Annotated in this window: 13 protein-coding genes and 2 pseudogenes; 12 read left to right on the top strand and 3 right to left on the bottom strand. The window is 42.4% G+C overall.

Going from position 1 to position 22,389, the window contains the following annotated elements; translation table 11 throughout:
* Positions 1-14: 14 nt before the first annotated feature.
* The 5 genes from BN1546_RS24970 to BN1546_RS24950 all read left to right on the top strand — a co-directional run bounded on the left by BN1546_RS24970 (position 15) and on the right by BN1546_RS24950 (position 13,017).
* Positions 15-9,374 carry a non-ribosomal peptide synthetase gene (locus BN1546_RS24970; protein WP_090739104.1) on the top strand — a complete coding sequence of 3,120 codons (9,360 nt, stop codon included), beginning with the start codon at positions 15-17 and terminating at the stop codon, positions 9,372-9,374.
* Positions 9,375-9,385: 11 nt separating this feature from the next.
* Positions 9,386-9,736: an MFS transporter gene (locus tag BN1546_RS24965; RefSeq protein WP_025677731.1), complete on the top strand. Its 351-nt coding sequence runs from the start codon at positions 9,386-9,388 to the stop codon at positions 9,734-9,736.
* 39 nt (positions 9,737-9,775) lie between these two features.
* Positions 9,776-10,468: a response regulator transcription factor gene (locus BN1546_RS24960; RefSeq protein ID WP_090739103.1), complete on the top strand. Its 693-nt coding sequence runs from the start codon at positions 9,776-9,778 to the stop codon at positions 10,466-10,468.
* 4 nt (positions 10,469-10,472) lie between these two features.
* Positions 10,473-11,525, top strand: a complete 1,053-nt coding sequence (locus tag BN1546_RS24955) for a HAMP domain-containing sensor histidine kinase (protein ID WP_090739102.1) — start codon at positions 10,473-10,475, stop codon at positions 11,523-11,525.
* Between the two features lie 325 nt (positions 11,526-11,850).
* Positions 11,851-13,017 carry an alpha/beta hydrolase family protein gene (locus BN1546_RS24950; RefSeq protein WP_090739101.1) on the top strand — a complete coding sequence of 389 codons (1,167 nt, stop codon included), beginning with the start codon at positions 11,851-11,853 and terminating at the stop codon, positions 13,015-13,017.
* Between the two features lie 190 nt (positions 13,018-13,207).
* Here BN1546_RS24950 and BN1546_RS28135 read toward each other — a convergent pair.
* Positions 13,208-13,442: pseudogene (locus BN1546_RS28135) on the bottom strand (TetR/AcrR family transcriptional regulator); the annotation flags it as partial.
* 140 nt (positions 13,443-13,582) lie between these two features.
* A complete protein-coding gene (locus BN1546_RS24940) occupies positions 13,583-14,464 on the bottom strand; it encodes a LysR family transcriptional regulator (RefSeq protein ID WP_255305546.1) in 882 nt (293 codons plus the stop codon).
* A gap of 127 nt (positions 14,465-14,591) precedes the next feature.
* On the opposite strand from BN1546_RS24940, the gene BN1546_RS24935 reads away from it, so the two are divergent.
* The 4 genes from BN1546_RS24935 (at position 14,592) to BN1546_RS24915 (ending at position 18,367) form a co-directional block, all read left to right on the top strand.
* Positions 14,592-15,440 carry an alpha/beta fold hydrolase gene (locus BN1546_RS24935; protein ID WP_090739099.1) on the top strand — a complete coding sequence of 283 codons (849 nt, stop codon included), beginning with the start codon at positions 14,592-14,594 and terminating at the stop codon, positions 15,438-15,440.
* Between the two features lie 155 nt (positions 15,441-15,595).
* Positions 15,596-16,837, top strand: coding sequence for a YbfB/YjiJ family MFS transporter (locus BN1546_RS24930; protein WP_090739098.1), 1,242 nt, complete (start codon positions 15,596-15,598; stop codon positions 16,835-16,837).
* 73 nt (positions 16,838-16,910) lie between these two features.
* On the top strand, positions 16,911-17,699 hold the full coding sequence (gene murI, locus BN1546_RS24925; RefSeq protein ID WP_090739097.1) for a glutamate racemase: 789 nt from the start codon (positions 16,911-16,913) through the stop codon (positions 17,697-17,699).
* 275 nt (positions 17,700-17,974) lie between these two features.
* The gene (locus tag BN1546_RS24915; RefSeq protein ID WP_013371236.1) at positions 17,975-18,367 is read left to right on the top strand and encodes a tautomerase family protein; all 393 of its coding nucleotides are present in this window, start codon (positions 17,975-17,977) and stop codon (positions 18,365-18,367) included.
* Between the two features lie 157 nt (positions 18,368-18,524).
* Here BN1546_RS24915 and BN1546_RS24910 read toward each other — a convergent pair whose 3' ends face one another.
* Positions 18,525-19,076: a GNAT family acetyltransferase gene (locus tag BN1546_RS24910; protein ID WP_014599766.1), complete on the bottom strand. Its 552-nt coding sequence runs from the start codon at positions 19,074-19,076 to the stop codon at positions 18,525-18,527.
* A gap of 391 nt (positions 19,077-19,467) precedes the next feature.
* Between BN1546_RS24910 and BN1546_RS24905 the strand changes: the two are divergent.
* From BN1546_RS24905 to BN1546_RS24895, 3 genes and pseudogenes are all read left to right on the top strand, one after another.
* Positions 19,468-19,800: pseudogene (locus BN1546_RS24905) on the top strand (MBL fold metallo-hydrolase); the annotation flags it as partial.
* Between the two features lie 663 nt (positions 19,801-20,463).
* Positions 20,464-21,210: a DeoR/GlpR family DNA-binding transcription regulator gene (locus BN1546_RS24900; protein ID WP_090739096.1), complete on the top strand. Its 747-nt coding sequence runs from the start codon at positions 20,464-20,466 to the stop codon at positions 21,208-21,210.
* Between the two features lie 25 nt (positions 21,211-21,235).
* Positions 21,236-22,039: a Cof-type HAD-IIB family hydrolase gene (locus BN1546_RS24895; RefSeq protein WP_049816871.1), complete on the top strand. Its 804-nt coding sequence runs from the start codon at positions 21,236-21,238 to the stop codon at positions 22,037-22,039.
* The last annotated feature ends 350 nt before the right edge of the window (positions 22,040-22,389 follow it).

Below are 22,389 nucleotides of genomic sequence, written 5' to 3'. Positions count from 1 at the left end.
GAGGGGGAAATCCGATGAGTAAAAGTCTTGAAATCGAAAAAGTGGCTAATTTAACGCCTTTGCAGGAGGGGATGCTCTTTCATACAGTGATGGAGCCAGAATCACAGGCTTACTATGAGCAAGTACGAATGACCATCCGGGGTGAACTGAACCTGGAGGCTCTGCAAAAGAGCTTCCAGACTCTGGTGCAGCGTCATGAGGCGCTTCGTTCGAATATTTATCATCAAAGCGCCTCCCGTTCGCGGCTCATCGTGTTTAAGGAGCGAAATGCGGTGCTTCGTTACGAGAATTTGATAAATATTCCCGAGGCAGAGCAAGCTGCAGCCATTCGCAGCTATGCAGACACAGATCGGAACCAGCGTTACGATCTGAGCAAGGATTTACTCATTCGTCTGACGGTGCTTCAAACCAAAACGCACGTATATACGCTACTTTTAAGCTTTCATCATATAATTATGGACGGTTGGTGCCTCGGCATCGTTATGGAAGAGCTGTTCGCGGCTTATGAAGCACTGAAAGCGGGTAAGACTGTACAACTGCCGACACCGCAGCCTTATACGGGCTATGCCCGTTGGCTGGATAAGCAGGATAAGAAGGCGGCGAAGGAGTACTGGCAGTCCATTCTGAACAGCTATGATCAGCCAGCCGTGCTGCCGACCCTGCCTGTAGCACATTCACTCCTGGCAGATACCGGGTACCTGCTACATGAGCATAAAATAACACTCACGGATGAAACAACCCGTCATTTGCGAACGGTGGCAGAACACAACGGCACAACCCTTAGCAGTCTGTTTCTGGCCGCATGGGGAGTGGTGCTTGGAGGATACAACCAAAGTGAAGACGTCGTTTTCGGCACCGTTGTTTCCGGTCGGCCGCCGGAGCTTGCAGGTGTAGAACAGATGTTGGGACTTTTCATAAACACCATGCCGGTACGAATCAAATGGGATGCAGACCAGCCGTTTTCAAGTCTGCTTCGTGAAGTGCAGCGCAACATGGTTCAATCACGGGCATATGACTATTGTTCACTCGCTGAAATACAGGCCCAGTCTGTGCTCAAGCAGCAACTTATGGATCATTTTGTTGTATTTGAAAACTACCCACTGGAGGATATAGTTGGTCGGCCTGATTTGCAGGAACGGCTTGGATTTGTCGTAGAGGACGCCCAGTTATCTGAAGAAACGCCTTACCACTTCAATATCGAAGTAGAAGACGGAAAAGCACTGGGCTTTATGCTGTCCTACAACAGCTATGTCTACAGCGATGAAGCCATGAAACGGTTAGCCGGACATTTGGAGCACGTACTCGTTCAGATTGCACATGCACCTGAACTCCCGCTGGAGGACATTCGCCTGCTGACTGCTAGCGAGAAGGCTGAGCTCACCAATGTATGGAGCGGACCGGTTGCCGCCTATCCTGCTGGGACGTTCCATGGAATATTTGAGGCGCAGGCAGAACGTGTGCCGGAACAGACTGCTGTCATCTACGAAGATACCGCACTGACCTATCATGAGCTGAATGAGAAGGCCAATCTGCTTGCTCAAGCGCTACAAAGCCGCGGGGTCGAACGCGAGCATCTCGTCGCCGTGATGCTTGAGCGTTCAGCAGATATGATTATCGCTGTGCTAGGCATTATGAAAGCGGGAGCTGCCTACGTACCTGTCGATCCGACCTACCCGAAGGAGAGAATTACTTACATGCTGCAGGATAGCAGGGCTACAATTATGCTCACGCAATCTTCCCTGACTGAACTACTGGCAGATGTGGATTTTGTAGGTGAAGTGCTGGATTTGCCAGTATTACTTCAACAAGCTTCGCAAGCGGAGCAGGCCTACCAACAGGGGCCCACTTACACACCTATCCATGATCCTGAGGCTTTGGCTTACGTCATTTACACATCGGGAACGACGGGCAACGCCAAAGGCGTGATGATCGAGCATCGCCATTACGTAAATACGGCGTGGGGCTATAGAGAAGCTCACCAGTTAAAAGAATTTCCAGTCAAGCTCCTTCAGATTGCCAGTATGTCGTTCGATGTCTTTGCAGGTGATCTGGCCAAGACATTTGTGAACGGGGGCACCATGGTCATCTGCCCGCAGGATGTGCGCAACGATCCTCCAGCTTTGGCCCAGGTCCTCGAGCAGCATAAAATTACGACGTTTGAAGCTCCGCCAGCCTTGTTGACGCTGCTCATGGACTATGTATATGAACACGGTACAGATGTCAGTGCCATGAAGCTACTTACTACAGGCGCGGACAGCTTTGGCGTTGATAATTATCGGACACTTTTGAATCGCTTCGGTGATACGATGCGCATCATGAATACCTATGGTGTAACCGAAGCGGCAATTGATTCCAGCTTTTATGAAGAAACTGCTGAGCGTATGCCTTCATCCGGTATCGTCCCAATTGGAAAGGCACTGCCCAATCATAAAGTATATATCCTGGATGAGGCTTTGCGTCCGCTCCCGATCGGTGTAGCCGGGGAGCTGTGCTTGGGCGGCGCCTCAGTAGCCCGCGGATATTTGCACCGTCCTGACTTGACGGCGGAGAAATTTGTACCGAATCCTTTTGTGAACGGAGAGCGTCTGTACCGCACCGGAGATCTGGCACGCTGGCTGCCGGATGGCAACATTGATTTCATCGGCCGAGTTGACTTTCAGGTGAAAATTCGTGGCTACCGGATCGAACTTGGGGAAATTGAGTCGGCCTTACTCCAACTGGATGAGGTACGCCAAGTGGTGGTCACGGATAGAACGGATAAGGGCGGACAAAAGTATTTGTGCGCCTACGTAGCAGGTGCAGCCAACAAATCCTTCCTGCGGACAGAGCTAGCCAAGCAGTTGCCGAGCTATATGGTTCCCGCCCATATTATCGTGCTGGATCAATTGCCTTTGACCCATAATGGAAAAATTGATCGTCATGCGCTTCCGGAACCCGAAGATTTTGTGTTGACCGATACCGAATATGAAGCGCCGCGGAGCAAATTGGAGCAGACACTCGCTTCCATCTGGGAGGAAGTGCTTGGCGTTAAACCGATTGGCCTGCGCAACAACTTTTTCGAGCTTGGCGGAGATTCTATCAAAGCACTGCAAATTGCAGCCCGGTTGAATGCAAAGGGCCTCAAAATGGACATGAAGGATTTGTTCCGTCATCCGCAGATTGATTTGATCGTTCCTTATATTAAGACAATAACACGGATCATCCCGCAAGGGGCAGTCCAAGGTGCAGTGGAGCTGACGCCAATCCAGTGGGAATTTTTTGAGTATCATCAAACCGAACGTCATCATTACAATCAGGTTGTCATGCTCCAGAACACCAAAAGATGGAATGAAACCTGGCTGAGAAGCGCCATGGATAAGCTGACCACGCACCATGATGCCTTGCGAATTACCTTTGATGAGCGAGAAAAAGAACCTGTCGCCTATAACAGAGGCACAGCCGAAGGTGAATGCTTCACATTGGAAAGCTACAACTTATTACATGCTGATCAACCTGAGGCAGAAATCTTACAATTGGCTGACGCGTTACAACGCGGCTTTGATTTGCGTAACGGCCCGCTTGTGCGTTTGGCTTTATTCCGGCTGCAGGAAGCCGACCATTTATTAATCGTCATTCACCATCTTGTCGTAGACGGTGTATCGTGGAAAATTCTGTTGGAAGACCTGGAAAAAGCCTATCAGCAGGCTGCTAACGGTCAAAAGCTACAACTGCCTGCCAAAACTGATTCCTATAAGGAATGGGCAGCACGTTTATCCAAGTACGCGCATAGCGCGCAGGTGCGTCAGGAAATAAACTATTGGAATGAGGTAGAAGCCCGTGAGATACGTCCTCTGCCAAAAGATCATGAGGTTTCGGTTAGCCTCATCCGTGACGCACACCAATCAGAAGTGACACTCAGCCGGGAAGAAACTGAAAACCTGTTGAAACACGCGCACCATGCCTACAATACAGAAATAAATGATATTTTACTGACGGCGCTAGGATTAGCTTTTTATGAATGGAGCGGACATGCTGAAATTGCAGTCCAGGTGGCTAGTCATAACAGGACGGATTGTATTAAAGACATTGACGTATCCCGTACAGTTGGACGGTTTACGTCCGTATATCCGTTTGTGATACATGTGAGCAAGCCCGAAGATCTGGCCTATCAAATCAAGCTGGTTAAAGACAATTTGCGGCGTGTACCCAACCAGGGTGCTGGCTATGGTATTTTACGCTATTTGACCAACAGGGAGCAGCAGGATAAAACAACCCTTTTTTCTGCCAAGCCACCTGAGATTAGCTTTAGCTTTGACGAAGAAACCAGAGAAGGTACAACATGGCGTACCTCGGCACTATCCATGTTTGCCGGTTCTGCAATCAGCCCTCTGACTGAAAAAGCACCCGGCTTTGGTATTCATGGTGTGGTGGCTAAGGAGAGACTCAGCATTGTATTCGAATATAACGCGCATGAATATGAAGAATCGACGGTGACGCAACTTACAGCCAGCTTTAAGAATCATCTGATCGAACTTATTCGCCATTGCTGTGCTAAGGAAACAGCAGAACAAAGCCCGACGGATTTTACATATGGGCAATTGTCTTTGGACCAGTTTGAAAATATTGCAAACCGTTTGACAGATAAGCTGTTAAACCACCAAGTGAAAATTAAAGACCTCTATCCGCTTTCCCCGATGCAGGAGGGAATGCTATTTCATGCCATAGCTGATGAAAAGTCAGAGGCTTATTTCGAACAAACGATTATTACCATTCATGAAGCTATGGATACCGACCTAATCAGCCGAAGCCTACAAAGGCTGATTGACCGCTATGATATTTTCCGTACGGTATTCGTGTATAAGGAGACGGATCGTCCGCTTCAGGTTGTACTGGAGGAACGATCAGCTACTCCTGTGCATACCGAAGATGTGCGCGGTCTACCAGAGGCGGAAAAGCAGAGACGACTTCAAGCCATTTTACAGGAAGAGCGGCAGAGAGGTTTTGACCTGGAGAAGGAAGTTCTTATCCGGTTAGCGCTTGTGCAGTGGGATGAGGATATCTCGAAGCTTATCTGGATTTCTCATCATATAATTATGGACGGCTGGTGCCTGCGAACGGTAGCCAAAGATTTTTTTGAAATTTACACATCACTTCGGGACGATACGCCTTTAACATTAGAGCCCGTCTATCCATTCAGCAGCTTTATTCAGTGGTTGAAAAGACAAAATAAAGAGGAAGCAGCAGCACACTGGAACCATTATGTGGATGATTTTGAAAATGAAACCGTCGTGCCCGGCTATACCCGCTCCGTTGATTCTTCGTTTCAGGCAGAGCAGCTCATATGCACATGGGGAGAGCAGCTGACCCAAGGCATGGAACAAATCGCGAAGCAAAACCGTGTCACCGTCAGCACCTTATTTCAAACCGTATGGGGCTTGTTACTACAAGCGTACAACAATAGTAATGATGTCATTTTCGGGTCCGTTGTGTCGGGCAGACCTGATGAAATCCCTGGGATTGAAAATATGATCGGATTATTCATTAATACCATACCTGTACGTATTAAAAGCTCCGCAGAACTTCGGTTTTCCGACTTGCTTACGTCTATACAGGATTCCTTGATGGAGTCCAATCGGTATTCCTATTTTTCCTTGGCTGATATTCAAGCCCATAGTGTACTAAAACAAAACCTGATCCAGCATATTGTTGCCTTTGAGAATTTCCCCGTTTCGGAAGAACTTGTGGACACGGAAGTAAAATCCAAATCTCTCCGTGTTGGTAAAGTTGAGGATATTGAACAGACCAACTATGATTTAAATGTAATTGTCATGCCTGGGCGCGAGCTGGAAATCAAATTTAGTTATAATGCATTGACGTATAACAAAAATGCGATCAAACAATTGGCTGCCCACCTCATCCAAATCATGGAGCAAGTGATTCAGAACCCAAATATCCGGGTTTCGGAGATTGATCTTTTAACGGCAGAGGAAAAACAACAGATTTTGTTTGAATTTAACGATACACGAAGACCGTACCCATCGGATCACACTATACATCGCGCCTTTAAAGAACAAGCAGAGAAAACACCGGAAGCAGTAGCGGTTGTATTTGAAGATCGTGAGCTAACCTACCGCGAATTAAATATAAAAGCTAATCAACTGGCCTCGAAACTGCGGAAACTGGGCGTTGTGTCAGAAACCATCGTAGGCATCTTGACTGAACGTTCACCAGAAATGATTATCGGTATTCTTGGTATTTTGAAGGCGGGTGGAGCCTACTTGCCGCTGGAGCCTTCTTATCCGCAGGAACGGATTATGTTCATGCTTCAGGATAGCGGCAGCGAAATTTTGCTAACCCTGTCCGGTAAGGGAAAACAGATGAACACTTTCGATTTTTCCGGTATGGTTCTGGATCTGGCCGACATCAGCTCCTACGATTCAGACGACTTCATTTTTTCCGAATCGTCAACGGCAGACGATCTGGCCTATGTCATGTATACATCCGGTTCGACCGGGCGTCCCAAGGGTGTCACGATTGAACACCGGAATGTCATACGGCTAGTGAAGAACACCAATTACATGCCGTTTGCCGAGAACGAACGCATTTTGCTAACAGGGGCGCTCGTGTTCGATGCCTGTACTTTTGAAATTTGGGGAGCTTTGCTGAACGGATTGCGCTTGTACATTGTACCGGAATCCGTAATCTTGGATGCTGTTCAGCTTGGTGAAGCGCTGGATCGATATCATATTACAACGATGTGGCTGACATCGCCCTTGTTTAACCAACTCACTCAGCATAAACCAGATCTCTTTGCTTCGCTAAAGCACCTGCTGGTGGGCGGGGATGTACTTTTACCTGGGATCATTAATACGGTGAGAGCATATTCTCCGGGGCTGAACGTTATCAATGTCTATGGCCCCACGGAAAACACAACATTTTCTACTTATTTCCCGATTGATAAGGAATATAACCGCATTCCTATTGGTCGTCCAATTGGCAATTCAACAGTTTATATTTTGGACTCTTCAAGCAGGCTGCTTCCTATTGGTGCTCAAGGAGAAATATGTGTTGGCGGGGATGGTCTGGCACGTGGCTATCTGAACAGGGATGATCTGACCCAGCTAAATTTTGTCCCTAATCCATTCATTCCGGGCGAAAAAATGTATCGGACAGGTGATTTGGGCAGATGGCTACCGGATGGCAATCTGGAGTATCTCGGACGGATAGACCAGCAGGTTAAAATCCGCGGATTTCGTATTGAACCTGGGGAAATTGAAACCCAGCTCATGAGGCATGATGCAGTTCAGGAGGCGCACGTAACGGTAAAAAGCACAAACGATGGTCAAAAAACGCTCTGTGCTTATATCTCAACCGACGTACCGCTATCTAAGAGTGATATGAAGACCCATTTGACTGGCCAGTTGCCGGATTATATGATTCCTGCCCAGTATGTGTTCCTGCAGGCGTTTCCTCTGACAACGAACGGTAAAATTGACCGCCAAGCATTGCCTGAGCCAGAAATGACCAGCGGTTCCGATATGGAATACGTTGCTCCAAGAAATGAAGTGGAACAACAGTTGGCGAACCTGTGGCAGGCAGTGCTTGGCGTTGAAAAGATCGGCATTGACGACGGATTTTTCGAGCTTGGAGGTCATTCATTGAAGGCCATTCAACTGGTATCCAAAATGCAGGAATCGAACATTCCACTAGATATACATCAATTGCTGCGATATCAAACGATCAGAAACCTGGCCAAGCTGTTACAACGTGGTAAAGAGGGCGGAGAGAACACGGATACGCTTATTGCGAAAACTCAGGAGGTTGAGCAGGCAATTGCCGATGCGTTTGGTGTACAGGCATGGCTTCATTTCGTATCCGCCGATAAGCAAGACTATTTGTTCCTGCAAGTTAAGCCTTTTCACACAGAACAAGTCCAGGCAATCACAGCGTTTATCCAATCTCGTATCCATCCAGACCTTCATCCCCATTATATCGTTCGCTGGGGAACCGACGAACCAGATAGAATTTTTGGGACTCTACCAACTAACGAAGAACAAGAAACCTTACTTAAACTACAAGTCGATGAATGGCTTGCTAGCATTGCCGAGTCAAATATAAGCTGGAATACCAATATATTAAGTCTAAATGCTATTGGGTGCTATCCGCTTGCACCAGCTCAGCAGTATCATTTGCAGCATTTTACAGGCTCGGGCATGGCAATACAGTTAGATAGCTACTTGGACACCGAGCGTTTGACCGCAACAGTTCAGCGGCTTCTTCACCGCCATGAATTGCTAAGAAGTGTGCTTGTTCAATCGTCCGGAGCATGGGAATGGGAACTGCATCCAGCTCCAGAGCATCTTTCTTTACCGATTGTTGATCTCTCGGATCAGCCGATACAAGCACAACGCAGGCTACTTTTATCTATCGCTTCCAGCCTGTTTTTAGAACCTTATGAACTTACACAATCGTTGCAGTACCGGATTGTCCTGGTTCGCTTAAATTTGCGTGAACATCTGTTGTTATTTCCTTGCTCGCACATCATCTTTGATGCTACGAGCAGCGACATCTTACGCAGACAGCTTCTTGATGAATATCATCACCCGCAACAGGAATATACGACAGAAGAGCTGCAGTACCGGGATTATGTGAACCATATCCGTCAAGGCCCTCAAGGAATCAGGGATCAGGAAATCAGCGAGCAATTCGAACTTCAGAGATTTGGTGAGAATAATGAACGTATCCACGCGCTGACCGAAGAACGCAACTATGCTGACACTACTAGATATCGCTGGACGCTGAATTTAGACGGAATTTCAGAGCAGCACGGCCCTGCGATGATGTGGGAGATTTCGCTTCAAATGGCTGTACGTTTTTTCAGCAGCTATTTCGAAGGCTCTGATGTTCCGCTTTGGCTTACTAATTATGGAAGACAATATGTCGACCGGAATTATTTTGGAATCGTAGGCGAGTGTATTGATCATATCCCCGTTGTACTGCAGGAAGATGACATGGAACCCTATGAAAAGAGCATCCATACCCATCTGGACTTTGCTTCACGCTATCATTTGAACTTTTTCAACCTGATCTTCAATGCGGAAATGGAGGAAGCTTACCCGGTATCCAGTAGCTTTTTGAAAAAGGGACTTGGGCAGCTGCCCATCGTATTCAACTATTTAGGTGAGGGACGCGATGATGCAGAATTGCTCGACAATCTATATACCGAAAGCACACAGACTAATGTCAACAAGGTTATTTTCTTCGAGTCAGAGCATGTAGGGGATATTCTGAAAATTTCACTTACCATTCCATATAAAGAAAACCGGCAGTATATCCATCAAATCTTCCAGACTGCTAGTGACAGGCTTTTGAATGCTTTGACTATTTTGCAGTAGAAGATGAAGATGTGAATCTATTGTTTAAGGATAGCCGTTTTATCCGTTTCTTCGCATCTCGTACTTCTGCCAATATCGCGGACAGCATTTATTCTATCGTCCTGCTGTATTTTGTTCAGCAATCGACACAGTCGGTGGCGATGCCCAGCTTCACGTATACGGCCGTATCTGCGGCGTCGATTTTCAGCTTTCTCGGGGGTCCTTTGGTGGATCGTTATTCACCGCCTTTGTTAGCCAGCATCGCTTTGTTTACGCAGGCTGTGTTAATTTTGGCCGTCCCGTTTCTCATTCAGGGCGGGATGGCAAATCTGATCGCTATTCTTGTTATTGTGTTCATTGCATCATGCTGCCGCAACTGGTAGACTCGCAAAAGTATATTAAAGCAGCTCGGAGGTGCAAAAGTGAAAAAAAAGATATTAGTTGTAGATGATGATAAAGATATAGTAAAACTCATAACAAAGAGTTTAAGTTATGAGGGATTTGAAACGATCCCAGCATATTCTGGGAAAGAAGCCTTATGTGCATTGAAAGAAAATCACATTGATTTCATCATTCTTGATATAATGATGCCTGGTATGAATGGTCTTGATGTCTGCCGAAGCATCAGAAATTCTTATAATGCTCCAATTCTGTTTTTAAGCGCTCGGGATAAGGATATTGATAAAATCGTTGGGCTCGAAATAGGGGCAGATGATTATATGACAAAGCCCTTTAGCATTCAGGAGCTTACTTCCAGGATAAGGGCCAACTTCAGAAAAGTTGACAGGCTGCTTAAAGAGTGGAATGAACTTAGTCCCAATAGAGAAAGGACTGATTCTCCTCTCATCTTGAATGATAAGACCTTTGAAGCATTTCTAAATAACAGAAAGCTTAACTTATCAACAAAGGAATTCCAAATATTGTCCATGCTCATGCATAACCCCAATAATGTATTGACTCGTGAGCGGATATATGAATATGTCTGGGGAGACGAATACGGAGAATTAAATACCGTAACGGTTCATATAAAAAATATCCGTAAGAAACTTGGTCCTGAATATGACTTTATTAAAACAATTTGGGGCATCGGATATAAGTACAAGGAAAGAGAGTAATGGTATGAAACTGAAAATAAAGCTGCCTTTACTGTTCCTGGTGATGTTTATAGTTTTTATGGTTTCAATTGGAATCTATTTAAAGTTTATCTTTGCAGCATATTCACCTATATCCAGTTCATTACTGAATCCCTCATATATAGGATTACTCTTTCCTATATTTGCTATTGCCTGTTTCATCTTTATTATTTTGATTATGTATATCTATTTTTTTATAGAAAAACCAATCGGACTGCTTAATACCAGATTGGAAAGAATAAATATTGTGCATCCATTGCCTCCACTTGCATTAAGGAGTAATGATGAAATTGGAGACCTTTATAATCACTTTAATAAGATGGAAAAGAGGCTCCAACTAGCACACAAAGAGCAAACGGATATCATTGCTGCCATTGCTCACGATCTAAAAGCACCATTAACATCTATTAATGGTTTTGCTGAACTGTTAGCTATGCAAAAGGGTCTATCAGAAAATGAAAAGCAGGAATATTATGAGTTGATACAAAAAAAGTCAAAATATATGGCTGAACTCATCAATGACTTTGTAAGCTTCACCAAAGAGAAACAGGATTTAGAATCCATGACTGTGAAACCCGTTGATGCATCAAAATTATTTGAAAACATTGCCCTAGAATATGAATATGAGCTATCAGGACTTGACTGTGAGCTTGTTTACAAACATTTATTCACGGGAAATGTAATGCTTATGGTCAATGAAATTATGATAGGTCGGGTCTTTGGTAATCTCTTCAGTAATGTTGTAAGATATGGAGGAAAAAATGAGTTGAAAGTGTATATGACTGGATACTCACAAGGTTCTTATGCCTATTTTGAAATTGAGGATAATGGGACTGGAGTGCCGGATAAGGATATCTCTTCACTATTTCTTAAATTTTTCACTGTGGATAAATCTCGGCAAATTGAAAATGGCGGGATAGGGCTTGGACTTGCAAGCTGTAAATCAATTATTGAACATCATGGTGGAGAAATCTATGCATATTCTTCTGAGTATGGCGGTCTGGGCATAAAGTTCAGCCTTCCACTTGCAAAACACTAATTTTATTTTTTTACAATAAATTAAAGGCCGCTGCTGGTTGAAAGTACAGAATATAGGCAGTGGCCTTTTTGCTTTTTAGTACTTTATGATTTTTTATATTCTCTTTATAAAGATTTATTTTCCTTTTAGAAAAGCTTTATTTTTATATCTTAAAATTTACTTGTAGCTTAAACACTACAAGTAAATTGATAGGAGGAAATGATATGGTAGAAAATCAAGTTTTCGGCACCGACATAGATAGGTGCTCATTTCGAAACATACACCCTTGTGCTTAATCAGAGAAGGACGGGACTAATCTATAGAGCTAGAAAAGGAGGATACTGCAATGTCAATTGAATTCAGCCGTTGGCCAAACAACTATATGATGTCATATCAAGTAACTAAAGCTCTAGGCATGGCAAGTCTTGGTGCTACTGATGTCACCGAAATTTATGAAGCATGCAAAAAAATAGATCCCAATGATAAGGAAACATGGCATAGGGAATGGCTCATAACAGCAGAGGCCTTGGAAAGGCATGGCAAGGAGGCGGAAGCTTTTGGAAACTGGTATACAGCACGTAACTGCTACATTCGTGCTTGCAATTACCACCGAATCGCTGAATATGCTGTGATGGATGATGACACCGAGAAAATCCGTATATTTAGGAAAGTAAATGAACTCTTCGAAGCTGCCGGAAAGTACTTCGATGTCAAACCAGAGAAAATCCAAGTAGATTATGAGGATGTCAAGTTGGATGGGTACTTTTTCTCACCTTCTTGGATAAAAGGTCCGAAGCCCACAATTTTGGCTCTCAATGGTGGTGATGAGTGGTCAATTGAGAACTATTTCTGGTTAGGGCCTGCCTTTATTTCGTGTGGATATAACTTTATGGTCTATGACCAGCCTGGGACCGGTCTCTCAATGTACGAAAAGGGAAAGGGCAGACGGGCTGACAGCGAGGCTTTTCATTCAAGAGCAATCGACTTTCTTCTGACTAGACCGGAAGTGGATCCTAGCAAGATTATTGTCCATGGTGAGAGCTTTGCGGCATACGACTCCCTTAGATTTGCTTCCTTCGACCACAGGATTGCTGCCGTCATCTCTGACGGAGGCACCCACGCATTCGACTGGGAAGCAATGCTAATATGGATGCCGCCGAGTTTGGCTGCTCACGGCATGAGAATCCTGGGTGCAAAAAGCTTGGATGACTTTGCGGAAAATCCTCGTTTTGCCTACAATCTCGAGGGCGTGCTTCACCAGATAGAATGCCCGCTTCTTGTGATGCACGGTGCGGAAGAGATATTAGTTCAGCCCAATCCACTAACGCAAGCTTTTAAAAATTACGAGCAGGCTGGTTCGAAAAACAAGACGTTCTTCGCCATAGAGGATAGAAGACTTGGCGGATTAGAACACTGCCAGGTAGACAACATCAACGTGCTGCATGAGGTAGTACTGAATTGGCTTTGTTCCATTGGTCTTGGCCCTTCTGCACCTAGACCAAGTGATTGCTAGGACATTTTTAAGTTAATTAGAAGGTGGATCTTATGAAACTTACATTAGTTACAGGTGGAAATGTGTTTGTTAGAAAGCTTGTAGCGAGATATTTTAATTTAAGGATCATGAAGTTTAATATAAGGGGTCTCGCCAACATTTTAACCGTTCTATACGCTTATCATTAGCGGACATGGATTTTTGGCTGCAAATATGGAACAAGAGCATCAGCCCATTCCATCTGACATGCCCAGGTATCTATTTCTTTTAATTCATTAATGTGTGTCTCATGATTTGATTCAATAAATCATATTTGTCCTGATAATGAAGAGCGTACCACGGTTTACGTTTGCTTGGTCTGCAATGTCTTGAATGGTAATGTTATCGAAGTTTATTACAGCCGTTAGCTCTATAACAACAAGAAAGCAGCCGACCAATGTGATCAGCTGCTTTCTTTGTTTTGTTGCCCATGACGCCAGTCCGCTAGTAGGCTGCGGTTTCTATAAGTTAATTACACAGTATGGTTTGTTCTCGTTAATATGGTGCTCTAAAATGTAGGATATTGTCGATAACTTTCGATGGCAGATTACGTAAGAATGAACCTCTGTTTTGAAATCCGGATAAATTCGGACATAGCTGCAGTTTCATAAGTATCTTTACGACGTATGAATAGAGTCGGGGTTTTATAGAATTCTTCCGAGATTTCTTGAGATCGCAAGTTATATTGAACCGTGGCTCTTTCAACCACCGAGCGAGGTAAAAGGGATACTCCGAGACCAGCATGAATACATCCAAGGATTCCTTCCAATGTTCCGAACTCCATGATCTTAGCAGGAATAATTCCTTGCAAATGTAACCAATCCTCGAGTTTTCGTCGGTATGAACACCCAACACGAAATACTAGTAAAGTCAGATTTTGCAATTGTTCAGGCTGATCTATTGAGGGGAATTGTCCTCCCGATATAAACGCAAGTTCCTCAACCCCTACCTCAGTAATATCGAGCTCAGCATGATCAACTGGCGCAGCTACGAAAGCTCCGTCCAACTCGTATTTCAACACTAAATGGATAAGTTCTTCCGTCGTTCCAGTTTTTAATGCTAAATCCACCTCTGGATAGGATTTATGGTAATCAGTGAGAATAGATGGTAGCCGAATCGCAGCTGTGGTTTCAGGCGATCCGATCCGAAGCGGGCCTCTTGGGATTGAGTTATCTGCCACGACTCGTTCCGCCTCTTGAGTAAGAAAGACAATTTTCTCAGCATAGGACTTGAGTGTCTCTCCGGATGTTGTGAGCCGAACCCCTTGCCGGCCACGACGAAATAACGCTGTTTTCAGTTTCTTTTCAAGCTGCTGGATACGGATGCTTATACTCGACTGAACATATTCCATTTTTTCGGCTGCTTTGGTAATGCTTCCTTCGTTCGCAACCGCCAGAAAAATCTGCAAATCCCGGATGTCCACCGTCATTCCTCCATTTTATTATTGATAATTTTGATATTACAAATCGTATAAATTCATTTTACACGATATTTGTGAGGAGTTACAATTAGTTTAGTAAGCGGCAGGTCTTATGAATAAAACAGGAGGTTATAGTATGAGGGCTTATCATTCATTAGAGATAGAAGGATTAAACGTATTTTATCGTGAGGCTGGTAATCCCAACAAGCCAGTCATTTTATTGCTTCATGGCTTTCCATCCGCAAGTCATATGTTTAGAGAGCTAATACCTATTTTACAAAAAGACTACTATTTAATTGCTCCTGATTATCCGGGGTTCGGGAATACCTCATCACCTGACAGAGAAGATTTCCAGTATACATTTGACCATATAACTGAAATTATAGAAACTTTCATCGATAAACTAGGGCTTACTAAATATGTGTTATATGTCTTTGACTACGGAGCCCCTATTGGCTTTCGCATTGCCAAGCACCATCCAGAACGTGTAACAGCAATAATAAGCCAAAATGGCAACATTTATCGTGAAGGACTAGGAGGAAAATGGGCGGCACGAGAAGATTATTGGCGTTATCCTACACAAGAAAAAAGGGAAAGTTATAGGACAGCATTTGCGCCTAACACAATCAAGGGCCAATATGTTGATGGAACAAAGGAAAGTCAAGTTTCCCCAGATGGCTATACTCTAGATATTGCTTATATGTCCCGGCCGGGAAATGATGAGAAACAATTGGATTTAATTTTTGATTACCAAAATAATGTAAAAATGTACCCGGAGTTTCAACAGTATCTCCGTGAATATCAGCCGCCCTTGCTAGCAGTCTGGGGTGAAAATGATGTTTCCTTTATTCCGGCTGGTGCTGAGGCTTTTAAGAAAGATTTACCTAAAGCCGAGATTCATTTATTAGATACTGGGCACTTTGCATTGGAAACACATGCATATGAAATTGGAGAACTAATGTTGGATTTTTTAGGAAAACAATAGAATTTGAAGATTCAAAAGTTGGTAAATCCCGGATGGTTTCTACCGTCATTTCTTGTTATAGGAATTGATTTTTTTAATGTTAACCAGGATTTATGTTCATATTAATTGATGTATTGAGAGGTAAATTGAATTTAGAAGGGTGACAGGTCAGTCTCATGGAGAATTCAGGAGCTAAAAATGCGAAATTGTTTAATTCCACAAAGACCATGATCGGTGGTTTAGTTATGCTCATTATTGCAATGGGAATCGGACGTTTTTCATATACTTCCATACTTCCATTGATGCAATCACAAGCTCATCTATCCGCTACGGAATCCGGATATTTGGCAGGGAGTAATAACTTGGGTTACCTTATCGCTGCCTTTGGTGCAGGTTTCATAACCTGGGGATCCCGAAGAGCCTATCATCTTCGGATGCAATTGGTACTCTGCATCATTTTAACGGGACTTATGGGAATCACTTCATCATTTTTATGGTGGATGATTTTGCGCTTTCTTGCTGGAATTAGCAGCGGCCTTATTTTCGTTCTATCATCAAGTTTAGTGTTGGATGCGTTGTTTTCAGATAAGCGTGAAAAATGGGTAGGTATATTTTACGGAGGAGTTGGCGTTGGTATTGTTTTAGTTGGTTTAGTTACGCCTTTTCTTAGCATTTTCACTTGGAGGGGGCCTTGGATCGGCCTTTTGATCATTAGTATCATCCTTATCATACCCGTTTGGTCATTTATCCACGATAAAGAGCCGAAACCTATAACTCAAAATGCTGAATCCCTGAGTTCATCAGCGGAAAATCCATCTATTTTCGGCTGGCTACTTATTGCTTATGGACTCGAGGGGTTAGGTTATATTGTAAGCGCGACGTTTCTTGTAGCAATGGTTAAGCAAATGCCTCATATGTCGATTTTTGCTGACTTTAGCTGGATTATCGTTGGGATAGCGGCGGTACCATCAACAGTGATCTGGTCCTGGTGGGCGAGTAAAGTCGGTTACATCAAACCATTGATTATTGCGCTTATCCTGCAGGCTGTTGGGGTCATACTGCCGGTATGGCTTCCCAATATATTCGGCGTAACGTTAGGATCTATCCTTTTTGGAGGCACTTTTATGGGCATTTCCATGCTTGCTCTCGCCGCGGCTCGTATGTCTAGACCATCCAGTGGTAGTAGAGCAATTGCTTTGATGACAGGATTTTATGGCATAGGTCAAATACTCGGTCCAATCGGAGCCGGAATCGTGTTGGAAATGGCGCATAGCTACAACCTATCACTACTTCTTGCCGCTTTGGTACTTGTTGCTTCTGCTATTATATTGCTATCCGGTGCAGTCATTTCAAGTCAAAAAGGAGCGGTAGGAAATTTGAACCATGCTCGTATTCATCCTGATCAAGAGCTTAGTTAGATCCTGGGTAATTTACATTGGAACCATATACAAATGGAATTGGTGAATTGATTCCTTTATTGGAGGAATGGAAATGCAAATAGGTTTTTTTGATTCTGGTATTGGAGGCATTACTGTATTGCATGATACATTAAAAGTTTTACCTAATGAAGATTATATGTATTACGCAGATACAATAAATGTTCCATATGGGCACAAAACGAAAGATGAAGTTAAAAGGTATGTTTTAAATGCTATAGAATTTATTAGCCAGCAAAAAGTAAAAGCGATAGTGGTTGCTTGTAATACTGCCACAAGCGCAGCAATCGAAGAAATAAGGGCAAAATACAGTATTCCAATCATTGGTATGGAGCCTGCCGTAAAACCAGCTGTTAAAACAAAAAAAAATATAGATAAACAAGTTTTAGTAACTGCTACTGCTTTGACTCTAAGGGAAGAAAGACTTCAAAATCTTATTACTAAATTAGATAACGAACATGTTGTTGATTTATTACCTCTTCCGAAATTAGTTCAGTTTGCAGAAAGTTTTGAGTTTAACGAGCAAATAGTGCTGCCTTATCTTCAAGAACAATTATCTATATATGATTTAAGTAAGTATGAAACTATTGTTTTAGGATGTACTCACTTTTCTTACTATAAAGATGTATTTAGAAAATTATTTTCATCGGATGTTAATATAATTGATGGAAATAATGGTACTGCAAAAAATCTAAAAAAAGTACTGGAAGAAATGAATTCTTTAGATGAAGGCAATGGCAATATTTCATTCTATTGTTCAGGGGTCAAAGTCGAGGATAAGGCTAAATTAAAAGAGTTTAATAAACTGTTCAAAAGATTGGATGCTATTAACGAATATAATTAAAAAGTCTGCCAGCCTTTCGGAGTAAACTTCTTTCTGCCTGAGCAATCAGAAGATTCGGAAGAAGCAGTTTACCGGATCACAGATTATCTGAATAAATACCGCATCAAACTTAGAACTGCTCAAAATCCATCTCATATGAAGTTTTCAGAATCATTTGAAGAGCAGCTACTGGTACTGTTGGAGGAGCGTGTACCCTTAGTCCGAAAATTTTCTTTTATTAGAATGGTTGATAATAAATAGGGAAAAATAATTTTTATTAAAGGGAGGAAGTTAAAATGCCATTACTTCGTTTTGATCTTATTAAAGGACGAGATAAAGCAAGCCTGAAAAAACTTTTGGATGTTGCCCACCAAGTTGTTGTGGAAGCTTTTGACGTTCCTGAGCGAGATCGTTACCAAATCGTTCACGAACACCCGGCGGACCATATGATTATTGAGGATACTGGGCTAGGATTTAACCGTACCGATAGTCTAGTTATTCTCTCCATAATAAGCAAAGCCCGGCCAAAAGAGAAGAAACAAAAGCTCTACTCCTTGCTGGCTGAAAGGTTAGAAGCTGAATGCGGCATCGCACCAACCGATTTAATGGTATCTATTGTTGAAAATAATGATGATGATTGGAGTTTTGGACTGGGGGAGGCACAATTTTTGACCGGTAAGTTAAGCTGATTCAATGCTAGTCGTTTCGATCTTAATCGGTAATATCTCTAATTCTAATCGCCCTTAAATTGGCCTGGTAGGCTAGTTGAAGGGCGATTTCCATGAGGTTTGGTATTGAGATGGTAAAATAGGCTTATGGATGGTCCAAAATTACAATTACATCCAATCATTCTGATGTGAAACAACCCAATTCATAGTAAGTATTATTGTTGAAATCAAAGCTTTTAATCACGTCAAGACCAAGCTTTTTGGTATGGGCAGCGTAAGATCTATGATTGATGTGGTTTATAAAAGTTATCAATATCGGATATTTTTTACTCATTTGCATTCTGGAAAAATCAAAAACCTTTCGGAGTACTACCGTCCCCCTGTAATCCGTATCAATGCAAATTGGCCCATACTGATAAGTGTTTTCAGTAGAAAGCGTAATCCCCTTATATTCTGTATCTTTCAAATCGTCAATCATAAATTGAAAAAGAGGCCACTTAGCCCAATACTTCCATGAGGCAGCCATCACATAAGCAATAATCTTCTGGCCATGACATGCAATTGTAATTCCATTTTCTTTTTCAATTAATTCCTTAAATTGTTCTTCTGTAAATAAGGTTGTTACGAAGCCATCGGGTTTGTCTTTTTCACTAATGGTTGTAATGTGATATTTTTTTTGTAATTCCACTATAGCAGATATATCATCAACAGTAGCGTTTCTATAAATCATTGTTATCCTCCTATATGAAATGAGCTTAAAAAAACTTTACTTCAGCATTCGACATATTGCAACCTATAGGTTTTTGCGAGAGGAAGGCTACACTATGATCAGGAGAGCGTTAACAGGGGGAGAGCGACTGGAATTTCTATTATCCTACCTGTCTTACAAGGGAACATTGGAAAAGTTTTTTAAGAATTTTCCCAAGAGGGAGAGGATTTTCAGATCGACCCACTGCAGATTAGTGTAGCCCCTGACGAATAAGCAAATGGAGTTAGTTATTAGATCGCGGCGGGTAAAAGAAAATAAAGATTTAGACTGAAAAATAAAGTATTAGACTGACGATGCTTCATTAAGCTAACGGGCAAAATTTCAATGCTAAGTGTATAATTTAGAAGACGTATTAATTATATATAACACTCCAGGACATTCTCCTGGTCATATTTCAGTTTTCGATGAAACAAAAGGGTATTTATTTACTGGCGATCTGCTCTATGATGAAGCGCCAATATATGCCTTTTATCCTTCAACGAACCCTGTTGATTTAGTGAATTCATTAGAAAAGATTGCAAGAATACCCAACGTCAAAATGGTATACGGTTCTCACAATACATTAGGACTTAATCCAATAATTTTAGTTGAAGTAAAAATTGCAGTTAAATTTCTGAGGGAACATGATCTCGTCAAATTTGGAACTGGGATTCATAAATTCAACGGATTTAGTGTTCAGTTCTAATAATCTTGTCAAACTAACGGGAAACGTTAGCTCAATAAAATAGCGACAGTCTAGGACTTTATTTCGTGTTATTAGATCAATCAGAGATTTCTGGTTGGCCTTTTTTCTTAGGCATCATATGATGGCGGTAGCCGAGAGAACGTTGACTTTATTGGGGCGGGCCCGTCGTGAAAACAGTTCTCTCACTGCCCTCAATGACCATGTTTGAGCTGGTTGAGACAGGGATCTCGTATCACAAGCGAAGCTATGGGGGAACCATCGTGGGAGTGGCCGCAACTTTAATATTAGGGAGTGTGTTATGGAGCCGGTTGTAGGATTAGATGTGGATTAGTTTCCTATTTTAATACGCGAGGAGTGCAAGCATTTTATAATCAATCCACTTCAAACTAAACGTGCGAGAAACATGCAACTGCGAAAAGTAAAAACCGACACTGCAGATGTCAAAAGATTGAATTTATCAATAAATAGGCAAAATGAATAAAGTCCCTGGACTCTTAATGCGATGTGCATGCGGATCGGGGACTTATCATGTGAAATACTCAATATAAGCGGTTTGCTTAATTTCTGAAAAAACACTTAAAAACACTTAACAAAAAGCGTTAAATTGCTTATGATGAATATAGGGAAAGGGGGAGGGATTATATTCACCAAGAGGAACGACTTTTGAAAATTTTAGAGTATCTCCAAAGCCGTAACCAATTATCAAATTCGGAAATCTGCGATTTATTGAACATCTCGAGAGATACGGCAAGAAGGGATATTATTAAGCTTGTTCATGAAGGGGGGGTTATCAGAACCCATGGAGGTATTGCCTTACCCTTATTAAAAGAAGAAATAAGAGCCTACAAGGAACGTGTAACCTCAGCAACAAAGCAAAAGATGCTTATTGCAAAAGCAGCTTCTGAGTATATCGCTGACGGAGATGTATGCTTCATGGATGTATCGACTACCATTCAACTGCTCTGTGGGCAATTGGACAAGAATCTGACGGTTTACACACACTCGTTGGATAATGCAGAAGCTTTATCAGCAAAAAGTGAAATTAACATAAATTTGCTCGGGGGCAAATTTAATCATGAAAACCGTTTTTTTTATGACTACGACACGGCTATGCAGTTGAACGATGTTTTTTTTGACAAAGCTTTTTTAGGAGCTGCCGCCATTATGGAAGACGGAGTGTATTTTGCGAACCGTGATGATGCTTTAGTTAAAAAGCTGGTATCGAGGCGTGCCAGAGAAGTATTTTTACTTGCCGATTTCAAAAAATTTAATTTAACAAGCCCGTTTAAAGGTCTGAATTTTTCCGAAATTGATATTCTAATTACAAATCAGGATGCCCCGAAGCATTCATTGCTGATGTTGCAGGATAGCGGAGTAGAAGTTATCAAGGTGCTTGAGGAAGAAAAGTGATAAAAATCGCAAGGGAGCATGGGCCATGATACAAGCAATCTTTAGCGATATTGACGGGACGTTGTTAAATTCAAAACATCAAATTACATTCGACACCAAAAATACAATCCAAAAGGTTGTGGGAGGAAATATCCCTTTTGTACTCGTTTCAGCGAGAATGCCAAGCAGCATTTTTCCTCTTCAGCAAGAGCTCAATATTAACGCTCCCGTCATTTGTTATAGCGGTGGTCTAATATTGGGCTGTAATAGGGAAATCCTCCATAGCATCTGTTTATCGAAAAAGAGCATTAAACAAATATACGATATTGTATCGGATCATTATCCTTCTATTAGTTTTAACTTATATGGCTATGACCAGTGGATCGTTGATAACACTCAAAATCCTTGGGTAATTCAGGAAGCGGGAATTATTAATGGCTCTCCCATACAGAGGGTGCTTTCCTCATATATAGAAGAAGATCATGATACTCACAAAATTTTATGCATGGGACCTCCCGAAGACGTTGAGCGGCTTGTACAACAAATCAAAAATGAAGTTACTGGTATCAGTGTCTATAAATCCAAGGGAACCTATCTGGAAATTATGGATGAGATGGTGTCCAAATCGTATGCCATTCAGGAACTCGAGGGGATATTTAATATTACTTATCGTGAATCGATGGCCATTGGAGACAACTATAATGACATGGATATGATTTTGTACGCAGGCCTAGGAATTGCAATGGGGAATGCGCCAGAGGAAGTTAAGAAAATTGCCGACTGGGTCACATCAAGTAATGATGAAGACGGTTTGAAAATAGGCTTGGAGAAATACATTTTGTCCGTTTGAAATGATCCAGTGACATTGGATATACAAACACCAAAAAACTGTAGGCATTAGAAATAGAACAGAGGGGGACACATAACCCTGAGGATACTGAGTTTGTATCTTCTCGGTCTGCGAGTGACGAGAACGGTAGAAAAAGAAAAGCAGAGTGAGACGACAAAAAGAGATGAGGAAAGTTAGGTTGGGAGTTTAGTCGTCTGGATTTGTAGTGAAGAGCTTATTTACCTGTAATGCAGAAGAGCAGAAAGGATTAGTGATGCACGTTCTTATTATGGGCATCAAAAGTCAATTTTATTAAACTAAAGGGCAGGATAGTCAATTTTTTCACAAATACTTTACATTTGAAAGAAATT

The organism is Paenibacillus sp. Mc5Re-14, from assembly GCF_001049835.1.
In the GTDB taxonomy this organism is placed as follows: domain Bacteria; phylum Bacillota; class Bacilli; order Paenibacillales; family Paenibacillaceae; genus Paenibacillus; species Paenibacillus polymyxa_C.
The sequence above is the reverse complement of the archived record's forward strand: the minus strand, read 5'-3'. Positions and strand labels throughout refer to the sequence as shown.